Here is a 10,943-nt window from a genome sequence, read left to right as displayed (position 1 = left end):
AGGTAGCGCTTCTTCGTCAGAAACGCCGATTTCTATAGAAGGTATCGTAGTGCCTTGCAGCTTGGCTCGCATCTGCTCCCGATACTTAGCCGCCATTTCTTCCGCCATGTCATAGACGCGATCGCGGTTCTTGATCATGTCGCCCGGTTCTGGCTCTAGCTGCTTGGTGGAGAGCGAAATCCGTCCCCGTTCAGCATCAAGGTCAATGATCATCACTTTCACTTCATCATTGACATTGAAGACGCTGTGAGGCGTGTCGATGTGGTCGTGGGAAATCTCGGAGATGTGCAGCAGTCCGCTGACGCCGCCAATATCGATAAATGCACCATAAGGCTTGATGCCTCGTACCGTTCCAATCACGACCTCGCCCACTTCCAGGCGATTCATCTTCCGCTCGACCAGCGCCCGTCGGTGCGACAGAACTAGACGGTTGCGGTCTTCGTCTACCTCTAAGAATTTTAGCGGTAGTTCTTCACCAACCAAATCTTCCTTGGGTTTGCGAGTGCTGATGTGAGAACCGGGAATAAACCCGCGCAATCCTTCAATTCGTACCAATGCACCACCGCGATTGGTAGCGAAGACAAGCGATCGCACTGTAGCGTCTTCTGTCTGCAACTGCCTGACTCGCTCCCATGCTCGCATGTACTCAATGCGGCGGATGGAAAGGGTTAGCTGTCCATCTTCATTCTCGTCGGTCAGAATGAAAAATTCTCGCGTCTCGTTGGACTGCAACACTTCTTCCGGAGCATCAACCCGATTGATTGACATCTCCTGAATCGGAATGTAAGCCGCTGTTTTAGCGCCAATGTCAATCAGAGCGCCCCTAGGCTCTAAACTGAACACGGTACCGGCGACAATATCACCGGGATTAAAGTGATAGTCGTACTTATCGAGTAGGGCCGCAAAATCTTCGTGAGAAAATCCAATATCTGCTGTAGCGGTTGTTTTCTGATTGACCATGCGTATCGTTTCCTGGTGTTATCTCCGTATTTAACTGTGCCTCCTGTCGATGTACGCCCACGTTTACCGCGTGCAGTTTACACCTACATAGCTCTCTCGCCAAACCTATTGTATGAGATTTTCTAGGAGCGAGAAGTTGTCCAGACAGGATATTATAACTTAATTTGCTCATCCTCCGTTTGGCTAAAATTGCTCCCTAGCAGTAGGTAAGCGGTATTTCAGCTAAAGACTACATCTGAGGCAACAACTACTATTTCTGCATCTGGTTGCGGTACTTTGCCGCCATTTCCTCAGCTTTTTCATAGACTTTCTGAGGATTTTTCAGCATATCACCTAGTTCGGGTTCTAGTGCTTTTGTGGAGAGTGAGACGCGATCTTTCTCAGCATCCATCGAAATTATCATTGCTTTTATTTCATCATCGACCTTAAAAATACTTTCAGGTTTGTCAAAGTCAGCGTGGGAAATTTCGGAAATGTGCAGCAGAGCGTTAATGACTGCAATATTGATAAATGCACCATACGGCTTGAGTGCAAGTACTCTCCCAGTAACAACTTGACCAACTTCTAAATGCTTTATCCCTGCTGGATACAGTGCTAGTCGATGGGAAACAAACAAGCGATCGCGGTCTTCATCTACCTCAACGATCTTGATAGGGATTTCTTCTCCCATTAACTCTTCTTTCGGCTTACGGGTATCGAGACGAGAATGCAAAACACAGCCGCGCAACCCCTCAACTTTAACTGAGACGCCAAAGCGATGAGCTTCAAAAATTATGGCGTAAACTGTGATGTTTTCGGCTTGCATTTGACGCACTCGTTCCCAAGCCAGCTTTTTCTCTAGCTGTCGGATGGAAAGACCAAGTATCAAATTCCCCGCTTCATCGTATTGATTTACAATCAAAAATTCGCGGGATTCGTTCAGTTGCAAGGCTTCTTCTGGAGAGTCAATCTCATTGATTGACATTTCCCGAATTGGGAGAAAAATAGCTGTTGGTGCGCCAATGTCAATTAAAGCGCCCTCCGGCTCCAGAGCGCTCGCTTTACCAATTACAACGTCGCCAGGACGAAAGCTAGATAAATTCGAGTTCAAAAATGTTCGGCTGTAACCACCGCATCTCTAGCGCATACTGTAGCAGCTTTGTCAACCGCTAGTTACTAATAACCAATAAACAAAGAAGCCTGGATTGCTGTGTCACCAGGCTCTGATAAGGAAGGCTTATTATTTTCGAGAGGATCTGTTAGTTCAGTGTCTTCCTCTGTTCCACTGCCATGACTTCGCAGATGATTCAAGGTATCCACAAAATCTCGAATTCCTTGAAACTGCCGATAGACCGAGGCAAAACGGATATATGCAACTTCGCTGATAGATTGCAGACGCTGGAGGACTAATTCCCCAATTTCTTGACTGGTGACTTCTCTGATGATGCGCTGCTGTAATTCTGCTTCAATTTCATCAACCAATACTTCCAGAGTTCCTTGGGGGATGCCGGTTTTTTCACAGGCTCGAACAATCCCACGAATTAACTTGGAACGATCAAAGGAGTCTCGCTGACCTCCCCGTTTGATCACCGTAATTGGAACAAATTCAATGCGTTCGTAGGTAGTGAAGCGATGATTGCACTTCAAACACTCGCGGCGTCGCCGGATACTTTGTCCGGCTTCCGTGGAACGGGACTCAAGGACACGGCTATCGGTGTACTGGCATAAAGGACATTGCATTTTAAAAAGTCCTCGCTTGTTGGATAGACGAGCGTGAGGAAGGATTAGAATTATCTGCCACTTTACTAAAGAAATACCTAAAATTGGAAAAGCTGAGCCGGTTATTATCTTAACCCTTGTGGAAATACAAGGGTTAAGACAGTTGCGGCTCAGTAGCTTTTCCTAAATATTAAGTTGTAGTGCTGCGAGCTTTAGGTGCGAACTACTTCTTCTCAATCCGAGGAGGTTCGCGGAAAGCGATCGCAAAGAAGAGAGTACCCAATGCGAGGGTCAAAATCAAAATGTAAGCAGCGGCTTCCATATCAGAATTTCCTGATTGTTTGCTTTACTACCAGTCTACCTTGTCAAGAAAAACTAAAAAGGCAAAAGGTCAAAGAAAAATACTTAACTTTTGCCTTTCGCCTGATTACATTTCTAGACAGCTTCCTTCTTGCGGGTACTCTTGTCACCCACTTTCTGGAACAGACCCCACTCAACCTGCTCTTCCAGGTCAGCTTCAACCCCAGCAAACACATCCCGGAACAGAGTCCGAGAGCCATGCCAGAGGTGCCCGAAGAAGAACAACAGAGCAAATACAGCGTGTCCGAATGTGAACCAGCCACGGGGACTGGTGCGGAACACCCCGTCAGAATTCAGCGTTTCGCGGTCGAAGGCAAAAGGCTCACCCAGCTGAGCTTTACGAGCAAATTGCTTCACTTTAGCGGGGTCATCAAAAGTTTTCCCATCCAAAGCACCGCCGTATAAGCTTACGGTGACACCCGCTTGCTCAAAGCTATTTTTTGATTCTGCCCGACGGAACGGAATATCGGCGCGAATCACACCGTCTTTATCGGTCAAGATCACGGGGAAGGTTTCAAAGAAGTTGGGAAGACGACGTACCGACAATTCCCGACCTTCAGCATCTTTGAATACTGGATGCCCTAACCAAGCCTGAGCAATCCCATCTCCTTTATTCATTGGACCTGCGCGGAACAAACCACCCTTCGCAGGGCTGTTTCCGACATAGTCATAAAATGCCAGTTTTTCTGGAATTTGCGACCAAGCTTCGGAAGCGCTCGCCCCTTCAGCAATATTGGCTTGAATGCGCCGGTCAATTTCTTGCTTGAAGTAACCGCCATCCCACTGATAGCGGGTGGGACCAAACAGCTCAATCGGAGTTGTAGCACTGCCGTACCACATCGTACCTGCCACAACGAAGGCGGCAAAAAATACAGCGGCAATACTGCTGGAAAGCACGGTTTCAATGTTCCCCATCCGCAAAGCTTTGTAGAGCCGCTCTGGGGGTCGAACTGCTAGGTGAAACAAACCAGCGATAATTCCTACGACACCTGCTGCAATGTGGTGAGCGACGACACCGCCAGGATTGAACGGATTAAAGCCATCGGGTCCCCACTCTGGCGCGACAGGTTGGACGCTGCCAGTGATACCGTAGGGGTCGGAAACCCACATACCAGGGCCAAATAGCCCCGACAGGTGGAATGCACCGAATCCAAAGCACAAAAGACCCGACAAAAGCAGGTGAATGCCAAACATCTTTGGCAAGTCGAGCGCTGGTTGGCCGGTGCGGGGGTCTCTAAACAGTTCCAAATCCCAGTAAACCCAGTGCCAGACGGCAGCCAGGAACAGCAGACCGGAAAGGACGATATGAGCGGCAGCAACGCCTTCAAATGACCATACGCCAGGGTAGTTTCCTGAGCTGCCAGTAATGCTCCAACCACCCCAGGATTCGGTTACACCCAAGCGAGCCATGAATGGCAGTACAAACATCCCCTGACGCCACATGGGGTTCAGGACTGGGTCGCTGGGGTCAAAAATTGCGAGTTCGTACAGGGCCATCGAACCGGCCCAGCCTGCCACGAGGGCAGTATGCATCAGGTGTACAGATATCAATCGACCTGGATCGTTCAGGACGACTGTGTGTACTCGGTACCAGGGTAGTCCCATTGACTACGCTCCTCCTCAGATGAATTAAGTGTCTACTTCGACGCTTCTTTTTTTATGTGCGATTTGCCGTTGTTTACCATAATCTAAGCCAGAGAAGCTCTCTTGCAAGACTGCGGGACTGTTTCACAAGGCAAAAGTGAAAATGAAAGATTATGTTACCTACTCTTAGCTTCAAGAGCCATGCCGATTGCAGGCTTTTTGCATGAGAGTTTCGCGTACTTGATGTTTTACCTCGGCAGATGTTACAGACACGATTTATCATGTCGATGAGGTTTTTGGCCTCGTCACACCAGGTTCACGCCATTCCTAGGTCGGAAGACCGAGGGGAGTTACCATTTAAAGAAGTGTAACTATTGTTAGAATCCATTGCAAGCGGGTTGACAGTTGGGATTAATGTAGCGATCGCATTCTTAACCTTTCATCCCGACTCCTGGGTGCTGCTGAGTTGGGGTAACGCTGCTGACTCGTTCATTCTCTGGATGACCTCTTCAGCATCAATCAAGCGTTTTAGCACTACTTGACCAATATTCTGATTGGCTGACTCAGTTGGGACATGAGCTGTGGGTTTGACTTCGACCATAAGAATGGCGTCTTCTACTCGATACAGCCACAGTTTTTCGCCTTGCTCGAAGATGCAAAGGTTCATTTGCTGAATTTCGGGTTTGCGTCGCCAAGAGTTTTCGTTCCACAAGCCACCGAATTCCCATACTCGACCGACAGTCCATCCATCAGAAAGGAAAAAATACTTCACGAACTTTCAACTTTCTTTATACAGGCCCTAGATTTGGAAGTTGTTCACCATTAACTACCACTTCTATCACCCAGATGTCCTGGTTATGACGAAATCCACTCAGCAAAAGAATATAAATTAAACTTATAAGTATATTTTGTTACCCTTTCCAAGAAGCATGACTGGCGATCGCCCTTATGTGAGCTTGAGGGAATGCAAAAGGATTCAAGGCGAAGCGAACAAAGCGTCCCTTGGCTAACGTATCTTGGTTGATGAAGGCGATCGCACTTTATATGATTTAAAATAAAATACTCTACAAAAAAGATACTTTAGCTAGATAATAATGAATTAAAAAGACACGGTTTTCTGTGTCTTTTTAAAACGTTTTATGCAACTTTTTCCCTATAAAGTAAAAACAGACAAAGCAAGAATACTTAATCTGCCAGAACTTCCCAGGTCAAAGTGTAGTCAGCATCATCCTCAGTAAACTTACCCCGTTGCTCTCCACGACCTAATTGACTACTGGAAGCATTTAACGTGCCCAGATAATCATCCTTATCGAAAATCCCCGTATCTTGGTCATAAAGCCGAATTTCAGCAGAAGATGTAAAAGAAATCGGCGGGATATAAGTGAGGTTGCGTGCTTCGCGATCGTTGATACTTTGTACGCCTCCAACTTGTTGTCCATTCACAACCAAGTAAGCTTCATCAGCCCCGGCGTTGTCTTCAGTCCGTTCGCAGTACAGAGAAATCAATCTGAGTTTTGGCATAGTAACCAACCTTGTATTCAAGCGACAAATCTTGAATACGAAACCTCATCCGACAAATCCGAGTGATATGCTTTAACTTGAAAAGAATCACCCGATAGAATTAAGTCTATATACTGTCTAAATCGGGTTTATTTTGCCACTCAATGGCTGAAACTCCAAGCAGACTGGTGTAATCGCTAATATGAAGGATGAGTCCTTGCTACTCAGACACTTACCATGACCATGAGCACGCGATCGCCCGTAGAATTTCAAGACGCTTTTGATGTTGTTGTAGTCGGAGCCGGACACGCCGGTTGCGAAGCTGCCCTCGCTACAGCACGATTGGGCTGTCGTACCCTGCTGCTGACCCTTAACTTGGACAAAATTGCTTGGCAACCGTGTAACCCAGCAGTCGGTGGCCCTGCCAAGTCCCAGGTGACTCACGAAATCGATGCGTTGGGTGGGGAAATTGGGAAAATGGCGGATCGCACTTACCTACAAAAGCGGATTCTGAACTCGTCGCGAGGGCCTGCGGTATGGGCATTGCGGGCGCAGACGGATAAACGGGAATATGCGGCGGTGATGAAGGAGATTGTCGAGAACCAGGAAAACTTGACAATCCGCGAAAGCATGGTCACAGATTTGGTAATGGGCGCTAACGATGAAGTGATTGGCGTCGAGACTTATTTTGGTGTGGCGTTTGGTTGCAAAGCAGTCATCCTGACGACGGGCACTTTTTTAGGGGGTTGCATCTGGGTCGGGAACAAGTCGATGTCAGCGGGTCGGGCGGGGGAATTTGCCGCAGTTGGGTTGACAGAAACTTTGAATCGACTCGGATTTGAAACGGGACGGCTGAAGACGGGAACTCCGGCACGGGTCGATAAGCGATCGCTAGACTATACTAATTTGGAACCCCAGCCGGGTGATACGGAGGTGCGGTGGTTCAGCTTTGACCCCTCAGTTTGGGTGGAACGGGAGCAGATGCCTTGTTATCTCACCCGGACGACGCCGGAGACTCATCGGATTATTCGAGAAAATCTGCATCTGTCACCAGTTTATGGCGGTTGGGTAGATGCAAAGGGACCGCGTTATTGTCCCAGCATTGAAGATAAAATTGTGCGCTTTGCCGATAAGGAAAGCCACCAGATTTTTATTGAACCGGAAGGACGGGATATTCCAGAACTGTATATTCAAGGCTTTTCGACGGGATTGCCAGAGAATTTGCAGTTGCAAATGTTGCGAAGTCTCCCCGGTCTAGAAAACTGTACGATGCTGCGTCCAGCTTACGCGGTGGAGTATGATTATTTACCCGCAACCCAGTGCTATCCGACACTGATGACCAAAAAGGTAGAGGGACTATTTTGTGCTGGGCAAATTAACGGCACGACCGGGTATGAAGAAGCCTCTGCTCAAGGCATTGTAGCGGGAATTAATGCAGCTCGATTTGTCCGCAATCAAGAAATGATTGTATTCCCGCGCGAACACAGTTACATCGGGACGCTGATGGACGATCTGTGTACCAAAGATTTGCGGGAACCTTACCGGATGCTAACTAGCCGATCTGAGTATCGGTTGTTACTGCGGTCGGATAATGCAGATCAGCGCTTGACGCCGCTGGGTCGGGAAGTCGGCTTAATTGATGACCGTCGCTGGGAGTTGTTCCAACACAAGCAAGCGAATATTGCTGCTGAGAAGGAACGGTTGTACTCAACGCGGATTAAGGAGCATGATGAGATCGGGAAGGCGATCGCGTCTGACACCCAACAAGCCATCAAAGGCTCGATTACTCTGGCTGATTTGCTACGACGCCCTGGTTTCCATTACGTTGACTTAGATCGTTACGGACTGAGCAACCCCAGTCTAGACTCCGTGGAGAAAGAAGGCGCAGAAATCGATCTCAAATACTCTGGGTATCTCCAGCGTCAGCAGCACCAAATTGACCAAGTGAGCCGTCATGCAAACCGCCAGCTACCGCCGGATCTAAATTATGCAGCGATCGAGACTCTCTCGAAGGAGTCTCGTGAAAAGTTAGCGCAAGTGCAACCGCTCACGATTGGTCAAGCAGCTCGAATTGGCGGCGTCAATCCGGCTGATATCAACGCTTTACTGGTATATCTAGAATTACGCTCTCGGCAAACCGCCTTGGTTAGCAGCCAGTCATCGTAGAGGCTTTTTTGGTACCGCCTCCTTGCCTGAGTGAGTGGTAAAAACATCAACAACTGACCGAGAGATGAGATTCGTCCCCTCTCTACCCGTTGACAATTGACAAGTGACAAAAAGCATGGTTTGCTAACTGGGTCAAGCCCAATTTAAAGACAAAATTGGCTTGGTCGCCACGGGAAAATATAAGCTAGAAGTAAGGCGTTCTTTGAACCAATCAGTCAGGGAGCATTGACAACTGATTGCCTTAGGGAATAATGTCCCACAATTAGGAATTTATTTACCGATATAAGCCCCATCAAATGTCTTAAGGCTTATCGTTGATTCAGTGTAGCCACGAGAGTGAGCAATCGATGACTCAGGATGTTAGCAATAACCAGAGGGACTCAGCACCCTTGGCAAATTCCACTTCTATCCAACCTTGGTCGGTTGACAAATATGCCGATCAATTGATGGACGACTTGTTTGCAGACATCGACCGGGTTTTGGAGGGCGGCAGCATCTCAACTCCAGAGCAGCCGCAGTCAGAGTATATCTCCTTACAACCTGTCCAAGTTTCGCAAGTCACATTGCCCCCTACCTGGGTTCCACCAGAGGAGCTGCTCCCGGAGCAACCAGACAATACACCCCGCAGTATTGTGCAAACGCCTCTGGCGCTGGATATCAGCGTGGAGGAGATTCAACCCGAAGACAACAAGGATCGTGGGGAAGGCAAATTATTTGAGAAACTCCTGCTGGGACTGGCTTTGACATCGGCGGCAGCTACATTGCTGCTGTGGCTGGTGAGTCAGGACAGGCTAAATTGGCTCTTTTCTCCCCCCGCAACGGTTACACCCGTCAGCCAAGAGGTTCAGTCTAAAGCAGATGAGCAGTTTGTGAACTATATGCAGCGATCGCTCGAAGTCATCGATCGCAAAGCTGACGCGAACAAACGCACGGGAAGTGCCGCCGCGCCCCAAGGGACTAATCTGCCGCCCGTGACAACTGTCCCCGGAAATGCGGCTGGGGCAGCAAGAGGATCGGGTGTTATGGAAAGAGTCTACATTCCCATCTATCCATCACCCCAAAGTCAGTCTGTAGTTCCACAATCTGCCCTAGGATTGCAAGGCGTTTCCCCCTTAGTCCGTCCTCCCTTGCTTCCATCACTACCAAGGCGTCCGGTACCGCCGGTGCGTCCCGCGCCCTCAGTGAGTTCGATGCTGCCAGTGCGTCCCGCACCCTCAGTGAATTTGATGCCGCCAGTGCGTCCCAAACCCCCAGTCAGTCGTCCGGCACCGTCGGTTCGTCCCTCAGCACCCTCATTGGGTTCCAAACCTCTGACACTGCCTCCGATGGCTGCCACAATGCCTCGGCTTCCCATCCCTGCCTTACCACCCCTGGCACCCCCAGCACCCCCCGCGCCCCCAGCCGCAGTACCCGCACCCAACCCAGATCCGGCTCCTACGGCGACGCATACGCTTGTGGGAGTCTTAGAATTGGGCGATCGCTCTGCTGCTCTATTTGACTTCGGCGGTGTTGCCAACCGCATCCGCGTGGGCGAAAACATTGGCTCTAGCGGATGGACTTTGGTTTCCATCTCGAATCAGGAAGCGGTTATCCGACGCAACGGAGAAGTCCGTTCTGTTTATGTTGGGCAGAAGTTTTAAATGAGTCATTAGAGATCACTCATAAGTCTATTACTAATGACTAATGACTAATGGCTGATGAGCGATCGCGCCTAATTGCTAACATAATGACAAACCTGTAGTGGGAGTTCTTGCAGTGGGTCTATTTGACGATTTCAGCCGGTTTTTAGAAACCCGATTAGAAGAATTCTTGCGGAATAATCCTCATTTGGAATTACAGGCGCTAGAGGAGCAGCTACGGGAACAAGAAGATGATGCCCTTAAGCTGATTGCAGACCTGCAACTGCAAGAGAAAAAATTACAAGATGAAATCCTCTCAACCGCTCAAGAAATTCAGCGCTGGCATGTCCGGATTGAAAAGGCAAAAGCTGCCAACAGGTTCGATTTAGTCCAGCCTGCCCAAGAGCGAGAAGCAGCCCTGCTACGTCAAGGTAATCAACTTTGGGGACAGATGCAAGGGATTAAACAGCGAAGCGAGCAAGCAAAACAGCTACAGCGTCAAATTCAAGTTCGCCGCCAGGAAGTCCATACTAAAGCCGTTCAGGCGCAAGCAGCGCGTACAAGTTCTCAAGCTCAGCAGCGTGCGGAGACGGTTGGCTGGAATCAGAATTACCACCGCCCAATCAACAGTGGTCCCGATCCATTAGAGGCTAAATTTAAGCACTGGGAAGCGGACGACGAGCTTGAGCAGTTGAAGCGAAATATAGGGCGGTGAAGAGTTTTTGAGATGGGTAATTGGTAATCGGGAGAAGTGATATTAACTCTGGTTGATTACCCGTAATAAAAGAACCCCACCCCGCGATCGCCTGCGGCTCCGGCTCCCCTCCCCGCTTGCGGGGAGGGGTTGGGGGTGGGGTTCCTAGAGATTTTTGTACTAACGAGATTTCATATCTGCGATCGCACCTCTGGTCACTCCAGCGATCGCTTGCTCCGTTGCCTTGGGTAAGTGATAATATTTCCCCCCAGATTGCTTTGCCAATTCCTTTGCGAATCCAGTGGAAATAAACTTATTTTCCGTATCAATCACTAACAACTGAATCCCCAAAGCGCGAATTC

11 protein-coding genes are annotated in these 10,943 nt (G+C 48.9%); 3 read left to right on the top strand and 8 right to left on the bottom strand.

Annotated elements, in window-relative coordinates:
* The 7 genes from H6F50_RS00585 to H6F50_RS00555 form a co-directional block, all read right to left on the bottom strand.
* On the bottom strand, positions 1-960 hold a 960-nt coding region (locus H6F50_RS00585), incomplete at its 3' end, for a 30S ribosomal protein S1 (protein WP_190425148.1).
* Between the two features lie 250 nt (positions 961-1,210).
* Positions 1,211-2,050: a S1 RNA-binding domain-containing protein gene (locus H6F50_RS00580; protein WP_190425146.1), complete on the bottom strand. Its 840-nt coding sequence runs from the start codon at positions 2,048-2,050 to the stop codon at positions 1,211-1,213.
* A 65-nt stretch (positions 2,051-2,115) separates the two neighbouring features.
* The gene (nrdR, locus tag H6F50_RS00575; protein WP_190411293.1) at positions 2,116-2,679 is read right to left on the bottom strand and encodes a transcriptional regulator NrdR; all 564 of its coding nucleotides are present in this window, start codon (positions 2,677-2,679) and stop codon (positions 2,116-2,118) included.
* 202 nt (positions 2,680-2,881) lie between these two features.
* Positions 2,882-2,980, bottom strand: coding sequence for a photosystem II reaction center protein T (locus tag H6F50_RS00570; RefSeq protein ID WP_190411294.1), 99 nt, complete (start codon positions 2,978-2,980; stop codon positions 2,882-2,884).
* A 113-nt stretch (positions 2,981-3,093) separates the two neighbouring features.
* Positions 3,094-4,623, bottom strand: a complete 1,530-nt coding sequence (psbB, locus tag H6F50_RS00565; RefSeq protein WP_190425144.1) for a photosystem II chlorophyll-binding protein CP47 — start codon at positions 4,621-4,623, stop codon at positions 3,094-3,096.
* A 418-nt stretch (positions 4,624-5,041) separates the two neighbouring features.
* Positions 5,042-5,374 (bottom strand): hypothetical protein, encoded by a 333-nt coding sequence (locus tag H6F50_RS00560; RefSeq protein WP_190425142.1) that lies wholly within the window; start codon positions 5,372-5,374, stop codon positions 5,042-5,044.
* A gap of 413 nt (positions 5,375-5,787) precedes the next feature.
* Entirely contained in the window at positions 5,788-6,123 is a 336-nt protein-coding gene (locus H6F50_RS00555) for a hypothetical protein (protein WP_190425141.1), read from the bottom strand.
* 222 nt (positions 6,124-6,345) lie between these two features.
* Between H6F50_RS00555 and mnmG the strand changes: the two genes are divergently transcribed.
* From mnmG to H6F50_RS00540, 3 genes are all read left to right on the top strand, one after another.
* Positions 6,346-8,268, top strand: a complete 1,923-nt coding sequence (mnmG, locus tag H6F50_RS00550) for a tRNA uridine-5-carboxymethylaminomethyl(34) synthesis enzyme MnmG (RefSeq protein ID WP_190425151.1) — start codon at positions 6,346-6,348, stop codon at positions 8,266-8,268.
* Positions 8,269-8,615: 347 nt separating this feature from the next.
* Positions 8,616-9,908, top strand: a complete 1,293-nt coding sequence (locus H6F50_RS27450) for a hypothetical protein (protein ID WP_190425139.1) — start codon at positions 8,616-8,618, stop codon at positions 9,906-9,908.
* Positions 9,909-10,023: 115 nt separating this feature from the next.
* Positions 10,024-10,602 carry a TIGR04376 family protein gene (locus H6F50_RS00540; RefSeq protein WP_190425136.1) on the top strand — a complete coding sequence of 193 codons (579 nt, stop codon included), beginning with the start codon at positions 10,024-10,026 and terminating at the stop codon, positions 10,600-10,602.
* Between the two features lie 159 nt (positions 10,603-10,761).
* On the opposite strand, the gene H6F50_RS00535 is transcribed toward H6F50_RS00540, so the two are convergent.
* Positions 10,762-10,943, bottom strand: a 182-nt coding sequence (locus tag H6F50_RS00535) for a hypothetical protein (RefSeq protein ID WP_190425133.1), incomplete at its 5' end; no start/stop codon positions are given.

This window comes from Coleofasciculus sp. FACHB-712 (genome assembly GCF_014695635.1).
GTDB lineage: Bacteria > Cyanobacteriota > Cyanobacteriia > Cyanobacteriales > FACHB-T130 > FACHB-T130.
The sequence above is the reverse complement of the archived record's forward strand: the minus strand, read 5'-3'. Positions and strand labels throughout refer to the sequence as shown.

Coding starts and splice junctions, on each gene's coding strand:
- H6F50_RS00555 (WP_190425141.1), bottom strand. CDS start 6,123: ATGCCAAAACTCAGATTGATTTCTCTGTACTGCGAACGGACTGAAGAC.
- H6F50_RS00570 (WP_190411294.1), bottom strand. CDS start 2,980: ATGGAAGCCGCTGCTTACATTTTGATTTTGACCCTCGCATTGGGTACT.
- psbB (WP_190425144.1), bottom strand. CDS start 4,623: ATGGGACTACCCTGGTACCGAGTACACACAGTCGTCCTGAACGATCCA.
- H6F50_RS27450 (WP_190425139.1), top strand. CDS start 8,616: ATGACTCAGGATGTTAGCAATAACCAGAGGGACTCAGCACCCTTGGCA.
- nrdR (WP_190411293.1), bottom strand. CDS start 2,679: ATGCAATGTCCTTTATGCCAGTACACCGATAGCCGTGTCCTTGAGTCC.
- mnmG (WP_190425151.1), top strand. CDS start 6,346: ATGAGCACGCGATCGCCCGTAGAATTTCAAGACGCTTTTGATGTTGTT.